We start from the raw sequence: 20,001 nt of genomic DNA, 5'->3' as shown, positions 1-20,001 counted from the left end.
GTGGCGCTAGTATCGTCTCGTGCCGCTAGTGTTCCGTTCTTGCACTACCTTCAAGACGACGCTCACGAAAAAGAGCCGTTGGCTTACGCCAACGGCTCTTTCGGCAACTTTTTAGTTGCGGGCTTTTGCAATTGCTTCCAGTTCGGTTTTAAAGTCAGCATTGTACTTGTCAATAACAGGTTTTACAGCCGCTTGCCAAGGTTTCACGTCTTTTACTTCAGTGACAGTAACGCCTTGGGTTTTCAGTTTATCGAGAGCTTCTTTATCAAACTTGTTCCACGCTTCGCGTTGGAACTTGATGGAATCTGTAGCAGCTTGTTGAATCAGCTTGCGGTCTTCAGCAGACAGTTTATCCCAAGTTGCTTTCGAAGCCATTAGCACTTCGGGAACACGTTGGTGAGCGTCGAGGACATAGTATTTAACCGCTTGGAAGTGGTTGGCAGTCAGATAGCTCGGAGCATTGTTCTCTGCGCCGTCGATAACGCCGGTTTGCAGACCACTAAATACTTCGCCATAAGGCATCGGAGTAGCGCTCGCGCCAAGAGCCTGGATCAGGTCCATATTAATCTTGTTCTGTTGCACGCGAATCTTCATGCCTTTGAGGTCAGCTGGGCCAGTAACTTTGTTTTTGGTGTAGAAGCTTCGTGAACCGGAATCATAGTAAGCTAGACCGATAAATTTCGATTTTTCTAGATTTGTCAGCATCTGTTTGGCATAATCGCTTTCGAGGAATTTCCATTCATGAGCTTCGCTGTCAAAAATATACGGCAGGGAGAACACACCAAACGCTTTGTTGAACTCGGCAAGCGGCGAAGAGCTGACACGAGTAAACTCGATTGACCCCATCTGGACTTGCTCAATAACTGATTTTTCCTCGCCAAGCTGTGCGGAATGGAATACGTTGATTTTGATGCGGCCGTTGGAGCGCTCAGCTACCAAATCAGCGAATTTCTTATCGCCAAGAGTAGTGGGATAGTCGGCAGGGTGGGTTTCAGCCAAACGGAAGGTGTACTTGGGAGCTTCTGCTTTCGCTTCGGGCTTTGAATCGCTTTTGCCACAGCCGGCTAGTACACTACCTAGCATGAGCGCGGACAGACCTAGAGCCAACACTTTTTTGTTGTTCATTGAATTTCCTCCTCCTATTTTTTCCGGTTACCCGGTGGGAACCCTTACTTAAACATGGACGGCAACCACAAGACCGTTTGCGGGATATACGTGAGGATCAGCAATACGACGATCATCGCAAGGAAGAATGGCATCATCGCTTTAGTTCCTTGGGAAATGGTGACTCCGCCAATTGCACAACCAATAAATAGCACAGTGCCAACCGGCGGCGTCAAGAGACCCATACCGGCGTTAAAGATCAAAACCAAGCCGAAGTGAATCGGATCCATACCAATTGCTTTAGCAACAGGCAGCAGAACCGGCGTCAGAATCAAAATCATTGGCGCCATATCCATTGGTCCGCCCAGAATCAGCAACAGGATGTTAATCAACATCAAAATAACAATCGGGTTTTCAGAAACGCCCAGGAACCACGTAGTAATCATGTCTGGGATTTGTAAGAAAGCCATCACATAGCCGAATGCTGCTGAGGCGGCGATCAGGAAGTAAACCATTAGCACTGTCCGCATGGTCCGCTTCAGTACATTCCAGAAACTTGATAGCGGCGCATCGCGATAGACAAGAAATGCCAGGATGAACGAGTACATAACCGCGAGCGCGCCAGACTCGGTAGCGGTGAAAATGCCGGAAATAATGCCGCCGAGGATAACGAACGCCGGTGACAGCGATACAATACCGTGAAGAATAATCCCGCCCCACTCGGCTTTAGGCACAGGATCACTGGGTGGATAGCCACGTTTGATAGCCATAAAGTAGGCAACTGTCATCAGTGTTGCTAACAAAATAAATCCAGGAACAATGCCGCCTAGAAACAGACTTTTAATGGAAAGGCCGCCAGCGACGATGGAGTACAGCACCAAGTTGTGACTCGGCGGCACGACAACACCTTGAATCGCCGCGGAAATAGTCAGACCCACGGCATAGTCGGCTTCATAACCTTTTTTCTTCATGGCCGGAATCATGACAGAACCGACTGAGGCAACGTCAGCCGCGGCTGACCCGGAAATATTACCGAAAAACATGCAGGCAATACAATTGACCAGAGCCAAGCCGCCGCGGATGCGTCCGACCAGGAGGCTAGCTAAATTAACCATTCGAAGTGCTAAACCGCCCGCACCCATTATCTGACCGGTCAAGATAAAGAACGGAATTGCCAGCAGTGAGAAAGAACTGACTCCGTGAATCATCTGTTGGCCAATCGTAGGCAGCGGCACGTCAAGAACCATCATTGTTATCAGCGATGATGCGAACAGACCCACAGCCACCGGAAGGCGAAGCAATACAAAGACTAAAAAACTAATTCCTAATGTCCATACTGCCAAATCTGTTGTTTCCATTACTTAAAGTCCTCCTCTTCCAGTTCGGACCCGACTTCTACGACTGATGCTGTATGCCGTTTTGTATCAATGCCGCACAAGTGGAGAATGGAATAAATGCAAACCATAAAGCCGCTGACCGGCATGACCAAATAAACAGCACTATTAGGCAGCTTAGTTGCCGGAAGAGTAGATTCCATCATCAGAACAGTGAATTCCCAGCCATAAATAACAAAATAAATGCCATAAGCCAGACTCATCAATTCGATCCAGACATCAAGCCATTTGTTGACACGCTTACCAAAATAGTTAGTCAATGAATCAATGCCCATGTGGATGCCTTCACGAAATCCAACCGCTATGCCCATGAACGCAAACCAAACGAGAGACAAAAGAATAGCTTCCTCAGACCAAAAGAAAACAAAGTTGGCAAACTTCCTCGTAAACACTTGAATAGACATGACAATAACAACAAAGAGTAAGGCGCAAATGGCAAAATTCTCAAAGAAAGAATCAATTGCCAGCGAGAGGCGACGCAATACGTTCATCATATACCTCCATATTATTTAGCGTAGTTCCTAAACACCTGCATATGCCATAAAGCCGCCATCAACAGGAATAACGATCCCGGTGACAAAAGCAGAAGCCTTAGCATCAGCTAACCAGACCAAAGTGCCTAGCAGATCCTCGGGAACACCAAATCGGCGCATCGGAGTATGAGAGATAATTTTGTTGGCGCGAGGAGTCAGTGAGCCATCTGGATTTGTTAACAAATTGCGGTTCTGATCAGTCAGGAAAAAGCCAGGTGCAATGGCATTCACACGAATACCGACATCAGCAAAATGCACAGCCAGAAACTGGGTAAAATTATCGACAGCCGCTTTAGCTGCACTGTAAGCTGGCACTTTTGTCAGTGGGAACGGAGCACTCATCGAGCTCATATTGATAACGGTCGCGCCCGGCCGTCCCGCCATCTGCGCTGCAAAAACTTGCGTCGGAATCAGCGTTCCCATGATATTGAGGCGGAAGACAAAGTCAAATCCCTCAGTCGTCAGATCAAAAAATGTTTTTACGGAATCATCCTTCTGCAGCAAATCGCTCATTTCCAGGGTTTCTTTGCTGGTGATGCCGCTGGGATGGTTGCCGCCGGCGCCGTTGATCAGAATGTCGCAAATGCCGAAGGTTTCGGTCACACTAGCGGCAGCCTTTTCGATACTGGCTTTATCAAGCACATCGCAACTAATACCGATCGCTTCGCCGCCAGCTCGCCTAATGTCGTCGACCACTGCGTCTGCTTTCGACTGGGTCCGGTTGAGGATAGCCACTTTAGCGCCTTGGCGTCCTAACTCGCGGGCGAATTCGCTACAAAGAACGCCGCCACCGCCAGTAACAACAGCCACTTTTCCTTTTAGATTGTCGTTCATTTCTTTCCCTCCTGCTGATAATGAATCATGTCCCACAGGCCGTTGAGGTAAGTTGCGCCCAGGGCGCGGTCATATAACCCGTAGCCAGGACGTCCTGTTTCACCCCAGATCATCCGCCCATGGTCAGGTCGGATGCAGCCAGTAAACTTGATATCATAGAATGCCTGCATAATGCCGCACATATCTAAGCTACCTTCGTCTTGCTTGTGCGTGGCTTCATGAAATACGCCTGGTGCATCAAACTTCACATTGCGGGCATGACCAAAATGAAGCCGGCCTAATTTGCCAAAGTGGCGGATAATATCAGGCATCTCATTGCTTGGACTTGCTCCTAGCGCACCAGTGCAAATCGTTAAGCCATTGTATGGACTGTCTACTAAACGAATAATCCGCTCCAAGTTTACTTTCGAAGTCACGATACGCGGCAGACCAAATACAGACCAGGGCGGATCATCCGGATGAATCGCTAGTTTGATGTCGCACTCCTCGGCTACAGGAATGACTGCCGCCAAGAAATACTGTAGATGGCTAAACAACTTTTCTTCATCAATATCTTTATACAGCGCAAACAAGCGTTTTAGTTCCCGTAGACGTTCTTTCTCCCATCCGGGCATTTCAAAACCATTTGAGCCTTTTTCCATTTCTTCAACAAGTGTTTCTGGGTCTGTGTTTTCGAGCACATTCTGATCGTAGGCCAGAGCGGTCGAGCCATCAGGTAAAACCTTTGCTAATTCCGTACGAGTCCAATCAAAAACCGGCATGAAATTATAGCAGACAACTTTTACGCCAGCTTTGGACAAATGTCGCAATGTCTGCTGGTAATTTTCAATGTACTGATCCCGACTTGGCAAGCCCAATTTGATGTCTTCGTGAATGTTTACGCTCTCGATCGTGTGAAATAACATATTGTGGTCTTCAATGTCTTTTTTCACAGCAAGAATCTGCTCCAGGGGCCAAACCTCGCCAACCGGAATATCAAACAAAGCAGTTACCACTCCACGCATGCCCGGAATCTGCCTGATATACTGAAGCGGAATACTGTCATTGTGTCTTCCGTACCAGCGGAAAGACATAATCATCGGTTTATCTCTCCTATACATTCATTATTATCGTTTTGAAGCCTCACACCAAACCAGATGTATACAAAGGCTGGTTCTTGAAAAAGTCTCCAAACTGATTTTGAAGTTGCTTTAGATCAATGGTTACCTTATTGAGATGAACATTGATCACTTGTAGACCCTTTTTCACATCCTGCTCGCAAATTGCCTCATAGATTTCTTGATGTTGCTGCAATAATAACGCCCAATCATAGCCAAAAACCAGATTCAACATTCTTACCCGGTTATAGTGAGTATTCATCTGCTGCATCATCGCCCAGAGGCGCGGCTTCTTGCAGCCGGCAAAAATAGCGCCATGCATTTCTTCATCCAATTCAAAGAAGCTCACATAGTTTTTTTCGTGAATACATAAGGCTTGCAAAGTTAGGCTTGATCTGATTTTGAATAAATCTTGCTTGGGGAAGGCGGTACAAGCTAGCCTAATAATTTCTTTTTCTAAACTCTCGCGGCAAAACCGCACCTCTTCTACCTGCTCCGGATCAATCAGTGAAACATAGGAACCTTTCTGCGGAATAATTTCTAGCATGCCGTCCTGGGCTAACTTAATAAACGCCTCACGCACAGGAGTACGGCTCACTTGAAGAATGTCAGCAATATCTTTCTCCGAAACAGCGCTGCCAGGTGAAAGCTTCAAATTGAGGATGTTAGTCCGCAATAACCTGCACACATACTGTCTCGTGGATTCTTGGGCGAATCGCTCAATTAAGTGTATGTCCACAGACTACTCACCTGTCTTTCTATTCAATTTTACTTTACTGGTATACTAGTATCAATGCGTTTTTTTTTGATCTTTTTTAAATAATCTAAAAATATTACAAATGTGTCTAGGTTTTTACACCTAGACACATTTGATTCCCCTCCTTCGGAAGGATGAAGAAATCGAATAGCTGAGTTTGCCGATTACGTTATGTAACATTACCATAAGCACTTGCGTATTCTAATAGTGGAACACCTGACACATAGTTGAAAGGAGTGGAACCCTCAATGCCCCGTAAACGAGAAACGTATCAATGGGAAGATCCAGAAATAGAGGATTGGGAATTTACTGAATTTGGCGAATCAGAAGCAGGAACAAGAAATGAAGGTGACCGTCAGCTCTTCTTAGGTTTCGGCCCCGGAATCGGACTTGGACTTGGACTTGGATTCGGATTTGGTTTCGGCTGCTTCCCGCGCCGTTTCTGTTTTCCGCGCCAGTTCTGCTTCCCACGGCAGTTCTGCTTCCCACGGCAGTTCTGCTTCCCACGCCAGTTCTGCTTCCCACGCCGAACCTGTTTCCCGCGTCCGTGTTTCCCCATCTAGTCTGTATTCAGCCCTGGGACTGTGTGAAACTATGTTTCGGCACAGTCCCAGCCTGTTAAGACTGACCCCTAACGCATCTGGGCCATTGCCTGCACACAACCTGTATGGCTATAATGATTACGCCTCATCCAGCTCAGTTTCCCGATCTCGTCCAAAACGCGCTACCAATAATATTAATATCCCCATGACGGCTACCCCGCCGACCATAGTCGGCGTGGTCAGCAGATATTTCGGCAGCGACTGATACAAGCCAATCACACCAAAGGCGATAAAGACGATAGCTGCAAACCATTTGACAGCTCGCTCCGGAATTCGCTTGCCAAAGACCACGCCGAAAACTATTCCAATTGCGTCAGCCACCATCATACCGCTGGTCGTCCCCAGCCAAACCGGCAATATGGTGTTGAACTGGGCCGCCAGCGCAATCGTAGCTAATTGGGTCTTGTCCCCCATCTCAGCAATAAAAAAAGCAATTGCAACAGTCCAGAACGGACTACGTCCAGTCGCTTTCTCTTCACCATTGAGTTCATCACCGCGAATCGTCCACAAACCAAAAATAATAAACGATGCCGCTGCCGCTATTTGCACATAACTCAGCGGGATAATTTGAGTAATATAATTACCGACGACAACTGCTAACAAGTGGTTAAGCACCGTCGCGGCAAACACGCCCCACATGACGGTTTGCCAGTGGTAGCGGGTTGCAAACGCCATCGCTAATAATTGAGTTTTGTCCCCCATTTCTGCTAATACGACAAATACCAATGATGAAAGAAAAGCTGTCATTTTTAACCTCCCATTTTTCTGTTATTTTGTCCCGGCGGCAGCTACGCATACATAAAAAAGCGAGACCTTTGGCATGAAAAAGCATGCCAAAGGTCTCGTTGATTGGCCGGAACCAACGGTAGAGCCAGGTGAGAGAACCCTCCCTTTGCATCAGAAACAAGGGCCGGTTCTTCTGTTTCATGGAACAACACGATTTCACAAACTGTTCACATCTATAACACACTTTTGTAAAACCTTCCGGTTACACTACAAGTAGAGTAAATTCATAAGGAGAGATGTACATGAAAAAGTTTGCTTTGTTCGCAGTTGTTGGTTTACTGGTTCTCGCGGTTGCCGCCGGCGTTGTAATGGCAGCTCCCGGTAATATGGGTCCGGGGGCAAAGCAATGGCAATCAGTTACATTCACTGATGCGCAAAAGGATGAATTGGCGAAACTGCACTATCAAATGCTTGATCTGCGTAAACAGATGATGCAAAAATATGTTGAAGCAGGCGCAATCAGCCAAGAGCAGGCTGACAGTCGCATCGCAACGATGAAAACCCACCTCGACACTGCTGTAAAGGATGGCAAAGTCGGCATGGGAATGGGAATGGGTCACGGCCCGGGCAGAGGAATGCACGGCGCAGGCCCGCAAAACTGCCCGAACTTCCAAGGACAGCAGGCTCCGGTTAATCAGTAATTGTAAAAGGCAAACAGCCTTTGGCCAAAGGCTGTTTGCCTTTTACCGATAATACAAATTGTCTGTAGCCATCCACCGATAGCAAGCATTTGCAAGAAGATCGCCGCGCTTTTTTCGTGATGACACTGGTAGGGAAACGCCACACTCTCACTGTCATTCCGAGGTCAAAGGCTGAAGCAATCTTCTACTGTTCTTAGAATCTTGTAGTTGTTGGATGCTCCCACAGTCTTGCCTGAGACAAGATATTGTCAACCAATCCTTTTATGCCTTGTTTTACCACATTGTAAACAGGTGCCTGCACCTGTTTACTGACCGCTACCTGCAAGCGAATGGGATCGACAAAGGCTGGTCGATAGCTTTCTGTATCGAAACGAAATTCGGGGAAAAACGGATTAAGCGTAACCGCTAACAACGGTACCCGCTTAAGCACTCCTGTCAATACTCCATGGCGCTTTAACTTCACGATCCAGTCATAATGGGCAACCGGATTGGCGAAAGCCAGCAGTTTAATCGGGTCAGCCAAAGTGAGAAACATTTGCTTCGGTAATTCGGCAGCCCTTTCGGCCAAATAGGCGAAAGCGCGCTCTCCGATGATTCCGGGAATATATAGGTAGGCGCCGCCGCTAGACGCTGCCTTCACCGCTGAAGCCGCGTCTTCCTCGGAAAGTAGAGAACCTCCGGTCCAGTGGGCCAGCACCTCCAGATCGCTGTCAAAAAGTGTAACCGTTTCTGGCCGTCGTTCGGTCAATTCGAACGCGCGCGGCACGGTTGGCAGATTAGCAATGCGCCAGATTCGCTCAGTCTCTTTAGCCAGTCGCGGAATGTCAGGTGTGCGCGATGCCCCGGTTGCCAAGATAAATCCGTCAGTCTCAATCATCGGAGCGATACGGTTTAGTGCTCCATCGAAAAGTGTGATTCCCGGCCCAATCCGGCTGAGAATTTGAGCGACTTCCCCTACTTCAGTACTTTTATTCGGTCCGGCCGTGACCGCCAGCCCCGCTTTTTCTACTCTGGCTACCAGTATCCGGCCAAGCGGCGTGCGAACACTGGTTTCCTGCAATATAGAAAATACAGCCGTGCTGGCTTTGATGCATTTTTCAGCTGTTGCTATTATATCGCCTGCCTCCACACGCAGTTTCGGCTTGGGCAGGCCGGTCACATTGTCGATATTCTCGCCATCATAGCCAATACTGGTGAGATAAAATGGAATACCGCGTCGGCGAAGCTCGTCGATAACGGCGGCAGTTGTTGTTGTTTTACCTGTGTTTTTGGCTGTACCGGCTATGCCCAGTCTCATCTCAAGCATGGTAGTACCCACCTTGTAACTTAACCGCTATGCGGCTTTTAAGGAAGAACGAAACACCGTATACTCCTGACAATCTCTTATTCGCTAACGTCTCTGGTAGCGGTTGTTTCCCAATAGCGTTCCACGTCTGCAATGAGATTGTCAATATGACTGATCATAGCTTGGCGAGCTTGTGCGGGTTGCCGAGTGGAAACTGCTTTGCGGATATTGTCATGATCAATATAAATCATGCTATTCACATGTTTACGGATATACTCCAGTACAGGGGAAAGCTGGGTATCCTGGCGGATTAGTCCTACCGCCGATTCGAGCACACGGTTACGGGCCATACGGGCAATCAGCGCGTGAAAATCGACATCCTGCCGGGCGGTCATGTTGCCAGCCGCCAGAGTGCGCCGTTGGTCATCGACAATGCCGTTGAGTTGCTTGAGTTCTTCCTCGGTGGCGTTCAAAGCAGCTAGAGCAGCCAATTCGCTTTCAATAGCCCGGCGGGCAATGAGAACCTCGAGCAATTTCTCCTTGTTATGACCTTTGAGTGCATCAGCAAATTCAGCCCCCCAAAGCAAATTCCTTTCCTTGTCTGCCAACGCAGCAAGCTTATCTCTCCCGGCCGTCGACAGACTTCTCCCTTGAAAACCGGCTTTCTGCGTATAGCCAGCCAGGTCAAAATCGCGCAGCAAACGCCCTATTGTCGCCTCACTGACAACATGACCTAACTGCCGGAGCGTGGCGCTAAGCAGTCCACTGCCGACAGGCTGATCGGCGTCGCGAATAATGGCTAGTACGTCGGATTCTAATCGTTCTCTCTCACTTAACACCAAATAACTCCCCCGTAAATTAGCCTTTTACTTGCAACTGAAAAACTATTTGATCGCCAGGATTGGCGGAAAGCTCAAGCCCGGTTTTTAGTTCTGTTGTCTTGATGACGATATTTAAATGATTAGGCATATGGGTCTCGTCAAAGCCGGCCAAATGTCCAACAACTTGGCCGTTTAGCGTAACTTTGTCCCCTTCAACAAGAACTCCGCTCTGTTCGGCGGTAAAGAAACCAAGATAGGCAATACGATTGACGATAGCGCCCGGATGCGCCGTCGCCTCGTCAGTTAGAATAAGTTCGTGCACTTCATCTTTCTTAATGCAGCGGGAAATTGGCACAATCAATGAAAGTCCGCGATCATCTATCTTGCCGTCAAGCACTACAACAAGTGGTCCCCTGACATCGCTTTTCTTTGCATAGGGGCTACTCTTAAACTTACCTGCTTTATAGGGATCGATTTTCATCATAATTGCCTCCTTTTACAGGTATGGGTTACGCTTTGGCACCCCCTCGCATATGATGGAAAAACGAAAAGTCGGAGGGGAAGATCATGTTTTGCGAGACTTTAGCGCGGGATGCCTGCCCTTGTGTCCTGGCCGATATCGACCAGTGCCGCTGCTGTAGTTTGTTAATGGGAAAAGAGTTTTGCCAGTGTGATTACCCGGGAGTCTGTGTGTATGAAAAACAGCGTTGGGAAGAAAAGCAGCCACTTTCTGCTCATGATCAAGTTGTTGCTGTTTTTCCTTTTCAGACAACTACAGGTGCTGTCTTGCACTGGGGAAAAAGCGCTTTGCTGACCCCTGGCGATACGCTGGTTCTGCATCAGACTGGCCAGGAACCGGTTAGCGGGGTAGTCTTGCAGACATACCCGGAACAACAACTTGCCTATTTACTAATCACTGGTCATTTTTTTGCTCTATCGCTAGGCGCGCCAATCACAATTAAACAAGAGCATAATGTGTTCGGCAATGACGCCGTTTATCTGAGTAACACTGCCGGACAGTCTGTACTGATCTTTGCAGACACAGACTTGCTGCCAGCGCTGACCACTTTGTCAGATGGATTAAAAAAGCAGGGGGCTCACGTGCAATTATTGTCTCTCAACGAAAACTGGCCTGCCGAGATGGCCGATCTGTTAATTTTCATCAGCCAGAACAAAGAAACACTGTCCCAGGCGCTAAAACACCTGCCTCTGAGAAATAAGAGTCACAGCGCATTCTGGTTTACGAAGTAATTACATAGAGTTATTTTACCACAGAGACCACAGAGAGTGCGACGAGTACATAAAGGAATTCGGTTTTTTGTATATAATAACCGTGCCCTCTAAATGCCATCTGCGTACTCCGCGCACTCTGTGGTTCGTATTTTTCGTGTTCTTTCTTATTCCATCTCTACCGTATCCTTGCCCGCCCTGCCTGGGTATGCGCCGTCTTCGCGGCTGCCCAAACATCCCTGGTGCAAGGCGGCTACAAAATCGCCAGTCTTGATGACTCTATCCAAGACAGCTTCGATTTGCTCGACCAGTTCCTCAACCAACAGATTGGCATTGGCAGTTGGTATAATGGAGGCCTGACCAAAGAATCGGAATCCTTCCTGAACCGCCCGCAGTGTGTCGATCTTGGCTGACGCCGTAATCGGACCGCCCGAATATGCTTCATCGGTGGAGGCAATTGAAATGGCGTCTACCCCAAGCGACATAGCTAAGCTAGCGTGCATCGCAGTAGTCATGGCTGACTGAACACGATCTTCAGTGTGGGTGAGGAATCCGATTGGCGCGCCCGGCCAGATAGGAGCATTAAGAATGCTTCGCAAAGCGTGTACCTTAGCTGTATTGTAATCGATATAGTTGTCTGCCATCAGACCGCGCAGCATGACTTCCGGCGAATAAGCAAACAACGGCTGCAGGATGGGACGCGCCCCCAAACGAACAGCTAGATCGGCGACAATCAGCATGCCGGCAAATGCTTTGTGCGCAGGCACTCCGGCCAATTCTTCATTGGTAACCACGTCAAATGGTAAGTTGTACTGTTGTGCGTAAAGGATAGAATGGTATCCGTCCAGCGTCATCCTGGCCGGGTCGGTGCCAGCGCCAAGAGCGCCATAGCAAATGTTAATCTTGGTCAGATCTGCTCCTAGTTTACCTGCCAACACCACAGTCTCTGGAGTATTCAAGCCGCGATGCGCCCTAACCTGCCATAAGGTGGACGACTCTAGCGACGAGTGGATCCTGTTGAAATTGGCTGGAGTTATCACTGTTCCGTCTTCTTGATGGGTTAGAAATCCATCCATGAATCCTTCGGTCCTAGCGCCCCATGACGGATCAAAGTGGATAACCCCATCTACTCCCCAAGCCTGACTGGCCACAATATGCCCAATGTCCATAAATGGACAACCGGTTCCATACTGGTTAAATACCAGCGGTTTAGGCCGGGTGTGCTGCAGTTTTTTTACACTCATGCGTTCTTTCAGTTCTTGCAGATAGGCCTCAAACTTCCGGACCTCTTCGATGGTAAAACGGCGTGTCTTGGGATGCAGTTCGCCTTGTTCAAAATACTTACGGGGAATCTCGCCACAGTGTTTACTATACTCTTTGGTGAATTCGCTCATATCTTCACGCGCTCGCCAGCGCGCAGCATCCCATAGCTCGTGTCGGACTTTGGCGCGACGTACCCCTGACGAGTTCTTGCCTTTGACCCAATCGAGTATCATATCGGTGATTTGGGCCAGCTTAGCCGATATGCCGGGATGATGATAACGATAGTCATAGCTTGAGGTCATGTCAGACTTACGTTTCTTGATCCTGCCGAGATCAGCTTTATATTCACGGTCTTCAACAAAACAGATAACTTCCTCGACCTCGGTGCCTGGACCAAAGCCTGCGTCAAAACCAAGTTCAGCTGCCAATTCCGGTCGAACTGCCATACCGCCGATACCGATCTTCACCTTTTCACGAATACCAGACGCATCAGTTAAGTCAACAAAACGGGCCAGAAGTTCGGCCACTCCATAGCCCAGCGTCCGACCGATCAACAGAGTATCAGCCCTGTGTTTCACCACTTGCTCAATAATCTCTTCCGGCGCAAGATCAGGAGCCAGCAACAGGGCGTTATGCCCTGCTGCCGTTAACCCTCTAGCCACCATTTTCAGGCCAATATCGTGTACCGGATCAAGGGGAGCCAACAGTACTCGTTTCATGACCGTCCCTCCCCACCCAATAACCATTGGTATTTGTCTGCTGGACGATAGACATAGGCGCGTCCGCGCACTCGAGCCCCAGGTCCCTCATGCTGCACGAACACGATATCCACATCTTTAAGGCCCCATTGTTTCAGCAAGGCTAGCATATACGTCCGTCCCTCGGCCTCGCTGGCGCAGACAAAGAACGTTTCCACGTCCAGAGCATCCATTATCTGACCTAACGGTTCAGCCATCGTTTTGCCCCTCCAACCAGAAATTATCCTGAGGCGGAAGAAGCAGGCACGTTTTACCACAGAGTATACAGAGGGTTTCGGATTTGTTTATATAATAACCGTAGCCCTCTGCGGTATCCTCTGCGTACTCTGCGGTTAACGTTCCTAGCTTCGGCAAAAACCGCCGCAGCGATTTTCTTACAGAACAGCTTTCGCGAATACGTCAGTCATACCGGCTTTCTCTACCCGGTCTTCGATAGCCTTCACATCAGTGGTGTAAAGATTGAGCCGCTTCATCCGCTCGAAATATACTGATCCGGAGAATGTGTACTTCTTGGTCATGCCTTCTTCTGTCTGCATGCTTTCTTTAACAAACGCGATAGCATCGCCGCAGGCGAGCGAGGTAGGTAGAGCAATTGGATCTTTGCCGAATGCGGTCCGGGCGGCATTATATCCAGCTAATGTGCCTGTGATAATGGCCTCAGTATGACCAACCAGCAAACCGGCTTTTTCGCCGCCACAGAATACATTCGCCAGACCATCGACATGCAGCGCATTGTCGCGGGGCGACATCCCCACATACCGCATCGAGTTGCCGATGCCGCCAGCGTACGGATCCTCAAAGCGAGCATTTTCAAAGCCCGGGATCTGCCGCAAAATTTCCAGTGGATAATAGGCTGACATTAGTTTCGCATGACCGGTATCCAGCAGAATAATGTTGTCATTGAATTCCGGCAGCGCATATTGTTGACAGGCTTTTTGCTTTAATGACGCAGCGCCTTTTTGCAGGTTCTGGGGAATAGGAACCACCGCAACCCCAGTCTTATCGAGTTTCTCAGCAAGTTCCCGGGACAAAGAATCTTTGTGGAGTTTGCATGAGCCACTCATAGCGCCAACCGAGCCGTCAGCCTTCTTACCGATCATTTCTGTAATGCCGGCTTTTCCGGTAATCGACATCCGTGGGCCAAAGGTCGGGCAACGGAAGATACACATGACGCAGCCGTTGCCGTATTTCATACAATTGCCTTGCGGTCCAGCGGTTCCTGACGCATCAACAAAAGAGTCGCCGGGTGCCTTGATTTCTTTCTTATCGATATAATCCTCGGCGACCAAGGCGGTGATCACATCACCGTCTTGATCAATATCTTTCACTCTGGCATGCATGTGCAGCTTGACACCAGCGTTAAGAAGCGTCTTTTTGACTGCCGGCTCGATCAGCGCGACATCATAAAGGGTCACATGTTTATGACCGGGAAACTCAATATTTTTGTGCCGAGCAACTTTATCAGCAATCTGGAATAGATCGCCGCCGCCCATGGCAATCAGTTCTTCCGTGGCGGTGAAGCGTCCATTGTTGCGAATAATGCCGCCGACCAGACCTGTGCCAAGGAGCATGTCGGTGCGTTCAAACAGCTCTACCTCAGCTCCGGCCTTTCTTGCAGCTAGGGCAGCCGCGCAGCCAGCCCAGCCACCGCCGTTGATAATTACTTTTTTCGCCACTGCTGAATACCCCCTTTTTAGGCTATGCCGGCATACTTGCAGGTGATCTCGATCAAGCGCACCAGCGCTTTAACACCATGGCGCATAACAGCTTCAATGAGGTTGCCTTTGCTGTCACAGGTACCCAGACCTGTGGAGATATAGATGTTGCCGTCATAGGCTACGGTCGGAATAACACCCATTTGCGCAAGACCTGTTTGGAAAATGTTCGTACCTGAATACATATCTTCGATCGAGAAAATTGGAATGCCCAGTTGGCCGTTCGCCCAGGTTTTTTCATAGTTGACTTCGACAGCAGTCGAGTTGTACGACTTGCTGATGAGGATGCCTTCTTTCAAGTGGGAAGGCAGGTTAATTTTGGCGAATTCTTCACGGATAATGCGTTCCATATCATCGACCGGCTTAGTCAAAACGGCTGGGTTATCACGCAGTATTCTCAGTGCTTGGATTTGGCTAAGAAGCGCCTCTTTACCAGGGTCAAATGCGACATAGGCAGCTTTGCCGTAGGAAGCAGTCGTACCGAAACGATCACCATGCATGCCCAGCGCGCGGCGGACGGGAACCATGATATCTTCTTTGCCGATGATCAGACCGCTGGTCGCTGCACCAGTCGCTTTATCCATGGAGTAGATGATCGCATCCGCGCCAGTCTTCCTTATGTCGCTGCCGACAAAGGGAAGTCCCCAGGCATTGTCGAGAACATAAGGTAGATTCAGTTCTTGGGCAAATTGACCCAGTTTCTTCTGCAGCAGTGGAGTGCCATCTGCATCTTTTTTTGCATAGCCGTATCCAGGGGTCTCATATGCCAGTCCGGTAAAACCAGCCAATTGAGACATATGTATTTGCGCATGTTTTTTAATATTTTCCATTGAACCATCCGGATCGACGTCAGTTAACAGAGGTACCGGATGGGACTTGATGCCGTGTACGTCATAGCGAGCACCTGCCAGTGGCACCATGACGGTATCGAGATTATTCTGGCGTTTGCCGTAGAAGCCGAGTTCGCCGGCAGTTGAGCCGCGGTCAGCCAGAATATCTTTGTATTTCGGCGGGAAGGGACGACCATAGCTGCCTTGATGATGCAGATGCTTCTCATAGAGGGCAATATAGCGGGAGCGGTAGTTATCACCGCGCCCCATCATCGGCGGGCTGAACAGTGAGTCAAAGGTAACCCACAAGCCGGCTTCGCAGGTAGCTACAGGAGCTGCGTCATACTCGTCGCCATATACGCTTTTAACCAATTCACGAATCTCGTCTACCAGCTTGGCAAGCGGGATGACCTCTTTTGCACCATGTTCGCTAAATTCCATGATGTCATCACGCAACGGCGCCGGACAGCCGGAAATGGCGCCAGTCAGACCGAATTTACCGCGCAGTTCTTGCGGAACACCGATCTCATCGGCCGCTTTGCGAGCATCGCCATAGATGTTTGCGATGTTTGCCTGTAGTTGACGATACATCTGAAACTTGTAATTTGGTTTTAACATTTTCTCCAACCTCCCTATTTTACCTTTTATCTTTTTACCTTTACGATCATTTCGACTTCGACCGCCACTCCCAGAGGAAGCTCAGCTACGCCCACGGCCGAACGAGCGTGCTCTCCGGCTGAGCCGAACACTTTACCCACCAGTTCGGAAGCACCGTTTACAACTTTCGGCTGATCGGTAAAACCAGCTGCGCTATTAACAAAGCCAACAATTTTAACGATTTTCTCCACATTGTCGAGACTGCCGGCTACGCCCTTTACTGCTGCCAAACAATTTAATGCACAGACCTTGGCTGCTTCGTATCCGTCTTCGATGCTCAACTCTTGTCCCAGTTTCCCTTTGTACTTGACTTCGCCTTTGACCAAGGGTATCTGACCGGATGTGTAAATAAGGTCGCCGCAGCGCACTGCGGGAACATAGGCAGCTACTGGTTTAGCTACCTCAGGTACGGTTAATCCCAGTTCCTTCAATCGGTCTTCAAAGTTCATTTCACCATCCACCTTTCTAGCAGCATGTCTTCTCGCTACTCATCTTTGATGAGCGATTATGAATATACAATTCTCCGCTTTTAATAAAACTCCTGCCTAGCAAATAAGATTTTTTTCCTTGACCGTTTTGGCACCTCTAGTTAAGTCTTTCATACTATATAGCAACATTTAGACAGGAGGCGAAAGCATGCAATTTACCTTTGAGTGGAAGGCCCAACATGCCATTGATGTGATTCCAGGCAGTTACTTTTCAACTGCGATGATCGCTGATGGTACTATCATCGATGAATCACGCGGCCATGACGAATTTCAATTAAACGGGATGGTGCTGCCCGAAAAGCGGTTGGCAGGGTTTGGCCGTGAGCAGAGCTATCAGCTTGATGATTTGCCAGCCGGATTGTCTGCTCTGGAAGCTGCCGCGTCTCATCCGGTAGAGATGTCTTCTGAGACAGCAGCTTCCCTCGCGTTTGCCGTCGACACGAATCTGTTTCTAAGCCAGGGCTTGCTCAGCCATTATCTCAGTCTCGGTGTTCAGAAAAATGGTAACTACCGGGAAATACCGTTGCAATCCCCTGAGGTAGAGATTGATTGGCAGTCTCGCGGTAAGTACATAGTCAGTGTGAAGAGTCTGTAATGTAGGAGCCATCGTTACGTAACCGCAGAGTGCACAGAGGATAACAGGCCACTTCCTTTGACCGCAAAGGCGCTTAAAAGCGTGCACTTCGTGCCCACAAGGGCTATGGTTTATCCATAGCCCTTATTGTGTTTTTGTGGTCAGACAAACCTCCCTTACATCATGACGAACGGTGTTATAAACTCCGCGACCAGCCAGGCAGTGATAATTCGCATGCCAATGCCAAGAACAGCGGCCTTCACTATTTCCGTTTCTGTTAAATCGGAAACACCCTTCCAGATCATGGGGATTTGACCAAAAACTACACCCAGAGGAAAACCAGAAGCGGCAATGACAAATGAACCTACCACCAGCTTAGGATTCATAGTAGCGGCAGTCTTAGTAAGCATTGCCATAGCTAATGTCGGTGCAGCTAAAACGGATACGATGCCTGTTTGTACATCAATCGACAAAGCCGATAATACTCCAGATAAACCGGTTTGAACAACTTGCCAAATACCAGCATACTCAAGAGCGCCGATAATACTAAACACAGCAGCTGCAGCAGGAATAACGATTAGGAATAACACTTCGGCTCCTTCACGCGCAGCCCCAAACAGTACGGCTAGCAAGGGAGTATCTGGTGTAAACTTAGGCAACTCATCCAGGGATACAGCCTTTGTATCGCGCCATAGTGTTGTCTTGAGCAAAAGCGGAACAATAATAAGCGGTAAAAAGATCGTCAGCAAAATAATTGGCAGCGGATTAACTTTCGCTAAGGTCAGACTTACAAGCCCAAGCATAAAAGTCGAAAAGGACTGCTGCGACTGAACCATAGTAGCAATAGCTATTTTTTGCTCATCTTTCGTGGCGCCAGCTTTTTTAACGCTAGGGCCAGCGATTCTGCCAGCTGCATTAATATCACCAATGATGTGATAGAGACTGGGCAATATAACTGCGGGATTTATACCTATGCGTTTAGTGATAGGAATGAATATGCGCACAAGAGCGTCGGTAAAACCAGCTCTTTCTATAAGTCGCCCCATAATAACACCACAGACGATCGCCCAACCAACATTCATGAGGAATGCATCGAAAGCGATAGACTTTACTTTGCTCGCTGCGGCAGTAAAGGCGCCGGCAACAGGTTGGGGGTAAATAAGGGCTAAGATCGCCAAAAATACCATAAGAAATCCGAGATACTCAATGTTCGTTACCTTTCTTTTAGCAGTACCTTGGCTAGTATCCAGAGCCATATTTATACTTCCTCCTCTACTTATTTATGACACTTTATTGGCGTTAGGCAGCAGGAAGCGCTCAGCGATATCTGCCGCATAATCTCTGATGACTGACGATCCTGCCATGGCAATCGGAGTCGAGGTAATCCGTTCACGGAATAGAACAACTTCAACATCTGGCAGCAGCCTCTTAATGGCATAGGCTAACGGTAGGCCGTTTTCGAGAATTTCCATGGCATGGGAGTTGCCGATAATTACATTCATTCCCAATTCCCTAGCCTTGGCCACTAACGCGCTGTCAGCACCCATCCTGCTAATCGAGGCCAGCAATGTATCTGCTTCCGGATGCTCACTTTTTACTTTCTCGAGATGAGCTGGCGTAAAGCCTGTATGCGGGAAGATATGAATAATAGTGTTTACAGGATTATCTCTGGCGCCAAGCAGTATTTTCCCACCGGTGGCCACATTGGTTTCAATAATACTGTCACAGCAGCGCGAATTGCGTTCTGCAAACAGCATCCGTTTTTCTTCATCGATTCCCATGAAGGCATCTAGCCTGTCCAAAATATCGCCGAGAGTCTTTACCTCATCCACGGCGCGACCAACATACAAAATATTGCCAGGTATGCCGCCATAAGCGATGTCAACCCGAAATGCCTTATGTCCGTGAATAAACGCAATGCCGGGGTGCAGCCCGTGAAATGCCTCATGTAGTTCAAAGACGCTAAGTCCGTATAGTTCGAGATAATTGCGCATGGTGACGCCGCCGGAATTGGCTGCTTCGACAATCGGGTGGTGGGCGACGATAGCGTCAACACCGGTGGCACCCGCTAGTTCGATATTGCATTCCGTCAGTGTCATGGTCACCGCAATTTTCTTTACCTCCGCGTCGAGGTTGCCGCACACTAGTCCGGGCGTCTCCATACAAGCCTTACCAGGAATATTGGAAGTTTTGTTGACGACAAATTTGTTTCTGCCGCTAAAGATGTCGCCAATGTCGCGGACACAGCGCCCGCCGGTAATCTGATCGAGTACATGCAGTAGGTCGTGAACTTTTGTCATGTCATCCTCCTTGAAACTGTTGATTTACAGTAGAGTCCAAAGTACGTTGCATCACTCCTTTATGAAGTTAATATGGCATCGGCTGGAGATTGATAAAAGACAAAAGCTACCCTCATCAAATCGCTTAGGAACAAACAAGCGGCGCAACGCATGTCTGCCTTCGACACGATAAAGGGTAGCTTTCAGCTCTTTGTAAAAAGCTCCTACAGCCAGCCTAGTATGTAATTTTCGTCGGTTACTCATCTATGATGAGCTTCTAATGCCAATACTTCGACGCAGTTTTTAAATTTCCTGCTATCAAATTCTAATAATTAAAAATATTTAATCTATTT

The 20,001-nt window shown here is 48.5% G+C and carries 20 protein-coding genes; 3 read left to right on the top strand and 17 right to left on the bottom strand.

Going from position 1 to position 20,001, the window contains the following annotated elements:
• Positions 1–111 precede the first annotated feature (111 nt).
• From AXX12_RS11110 to AXX12_RS11075, 7 genes are all read right to left on the bottom strand, one after another.
• Entirely contained in the window at positions 112–1,125 is a 1,014-nt protein-coding gene (locus tag AXX12_RS11110; RefSeq protein ID WP_066242321.1) for a TRAP transporter substrate-binding protein, read from the bottom strand.
• A gap of 44 nt (positions 1,126–1,169) precedes the next feature.
• The gene (locus AXX12_RS11105; RefSeq protein WP_066242318.1) at positions 1,170–2,462 is read right to left on the bottom strand and encodes a TRAP transporter large permease; all 1,293 of its coding nucleotides are present in this window, start codon (positions 2,460–2,462) and stop codon (positions 1,170–1,172) included.
• Positions 2,462–2,992, bottom strand: a complete 531-nt coding sequence (locus AXX12_RS11100; protein ID WP_231881868.1) for a TRAP transporter small permease — start codon at positions 2,990–2,992, stop codon at positions 2,462–2,464. The genes AXX12_RS11105 and AXX12_RS11100 overlap by 1 nt, the downstream gene beginning before the upstream one ends.
• 27 nt (positions 2,993–3,019) lie before the next feature.
• Entirely contained in the window at positions 3,020–3,865 is an 846-nt protein-coding gene (locus AXX12_RS11095) for an SDR family oxidoreductase (protein WP_066242313.1), read from the bottom strand.
• Positions 3,862–4,944 carry a mannonate dehydratase gene (gene uxuA / locus AXX12_RS11090; RefSeq protein WP_066242311.1) on the bottom strand — a complete coding sequence of 361 codons (1,083 nt, stop codon included), beginning with the start codon at positions 4,942–4,944 and terminating at the stop codon, positions 3,862–3,864. Before uxuA ends, AXX12_RS11095 begins: the two co-directional genes overlap by 4 nt.
• Before the next feature lie 43 nt (positions 4,945–4,987).
• Positions 4,988–5,701 (bottom strand): GntR family transcriptional regulator, encoded by a 714-nt coding sequence (locus tag AXX12_RS11085; RefSeq protein WP_066242308.1) that lies wholly within the window; start codon positions 5,699–5,701, stop codon positions 4,988–4,990.
• 698 nt (positions 5,702–6,399) lie between these two features.
• Positions 6,400–7,068: a TMEM165/GDT1 family protein gene (locus AXX12_RS11075; RefSeq protein WP_066242300.1), complete on the bottom strand. Its 669-nt coding sequence runs from the start codon at positions 7,066–7,068 to the stop codon at positions 6,400–6,402.
• A gap of 281 nt (positions 7,069–7,349) precedes the next feature.
• Between AXX12_RS11075 and AXX12_RS11070 the strand changes: the two genes are divergently transcribed.
• Positions 7,350–7,748, top strand: a complete 399-nt coding sequence (locus tag AXX12_RS11070) for a DUF2680 domain-containing protein (protein ID WP_066242297.1) — start codon at positions 7,350–7,352, stop codon at positions 7,746–7,748.
• A 193-nt stretch (positions 7,749–7,941) separates the two neighbouring features.
• Here the strand turns inward: AXX12_RS11070 and kamB are convergent, their stop codons facing one another.
• The 3 genes from kamB to AXX12_RS11055 all read right to left on the bottom strand — a co-directional run bounded on the left by kamB (position 7,942) and on the right by AXX12_RS11055 (position 10,338).
• A complete protein-coding gene (gene kamB, locus AXX12_RS11065; protein ID WP_066242296.1) occupies positions 7,942–9,054 on the bottom strand; it encodes a lysine 5,6-aminomutase reactivase subunit KamB in 1,113 nt (370 codons plus the stop codon).
• A gap of 77 nt (positions 9,055–9,131) precedes the next feature.
• A complete protein-coding gene (locus AXX12_RS11060) occupies positions 9,132–9,872 on the bottom strand; it encodes an FCD domain-containing protein (RefSeq protein WP_066242293.1) in 741 nt (246 codons plus the stop codon).
• Positions 9,873–9,891: 19 nt separating this feature from the next.
• Entirely contained in the window at positions 9,892–10,338 is a 447-nt protein-coding gene (locus tag AXX12_RS11055; protein WP_197470694.1) for a DUF6917 domain-containing protein, read from the bottom strand.
• Positions 10,339–10,421: 83 nt separating this feature from the next.
• Between AXX12_RS11055 and AXX12_RS11050 the strand changes: the two genes are divergently transcribed.
• Positions 10,422–11,105, top strand: a complete 684-nt coding sequence (locus AXX12_RS11050; RefSeq protein ID WP_066242292.1) for a hypothetical protein — start codon at positions 10,422–10,424, stop codon at positions 11,103–11,105.
• Between the two features lie 146 nt (positions 11,106–11,251).
• On the opposite strand, the gene AXX12_RS11045 is transcribed toward AXX12_RS11050, so the two are convergent.
• The 5 genes from AXX12_RS11045 to AXX12_RS11025 form a co-directional block, all read right to left on the bottom strand.
• Entirely contained in the window at positions 11,252–13,066 is a 1,815-nt protein-coding gene (locus tag AXX12_RS11045) for a cobalamin B12-binding domain-containing protein (protein ID WP_066242289.1), read from the bottom strand.
• Positions 13,063–13,302, bottom strand: coding sequence for a hypothetical protein (locus AXX12_RS11040; protein WP_066242287.1), 240 nt, complete (start codon positions 13,300–13,302; stop codon positions 13,063–13,065). Before AXX12_RS11040 ends, AXX12_RS11045 begins: the two co-directional genes overlap by 4 nt.
• A gap of 177 nt (positions 13,303–13,479) precedes the next feature.
• A complete protein-coding gene (locus AXX12_RS11035; RefSeq protein ID WP_066242284.1) occupies positions 13,480–14,781 on the bottom strand; it encodes an FAD-dependent oxidoreductase in 1,302 nt (433 codons plus the stop codon).
• 17 nt (positions 14,782–14,798) lie between these two features.
• Positions 14,799–16,268, bottom strand: coding sequence for a hypothetical protein (locus AXX12_RS11030; RefSeq protein WP_066242281.1), 1,470 nt, complete (start codon positions 16,266–16,268; stop codon positions 14,799–14,801).
• A 26-nt stretch (positions 16,269–16,294) separates the two neighbouring features.
• Positions 16,295–16,756, bottom strand: coding sequence for a RidA family protein (locus AXX12_RS11025; protein ID WP_066242278.1), 462 nt, complete (start codon positions 16,754–16,756; stop codon positions 16,295–16,297).
• A gap of 187 nt (positions 16,757–16,943) precedes the next feature.
• Here AXX12_RS11025 and AXX12_RS11020 point away from each other — a divergent pair, with 187 nt between their 5' ends.
• Positions 16,944–17,390, top strand: coding sequence for a hypothetical protein (locus tag AXX12_RS11020; protein ID WP_066242274.1), 447 nt, complete (start codon positions 16,944–16,946; stop codon positions 17,388–17,390).
• A gap of 155 nt (positions 17,391–17,545) precedes the next feature.
• Here the strand turns inward: AXX12_RS11020 and AXX12_RS11015 are convergent, their stop codons facing one another.
• Positions 17,546–18,625: a hypothetical protein gene (locus tag AXX12_RS11015; protein ID WP_066242272.1), complete on the bottom strand. Its 1,080-nt coding sequence runs from the start codon at positions 18,623–18,625 to the stop codon at positions 17,546–17,548.
• A 24-nt stretch (positions 18,626–18,649) separates the two neighbouring features.
• Positions 18,650–19,669, bottom strand: a complete 1,020-nt coding sequence (locus tag AXX12_RS11010) for a Nif3-like dinuclear metal center hexameric protein (RefSeq protein ID WP_066242267.1) — start codon at positions 19,667–19,669, stop codon at positions 18,650–18,652.
• Positions 19,670–20,001: the final 332 nt, after the last annotated feature.

The organism is Anaerosporomusa subterranea (genome assembly GCF_001611555.1).
GTDB lineage: Bacteria > Bacillota > Negativicutes > Sporomusales > Acetonemataceae > Anaerosporomusa > Anaerosporomusa subterranea.
The sequence above is the reverse complement of the archived record's forward strand: the minus strand, read 5'-3'. Positions and strand labels throughout refer to the sequence as shown.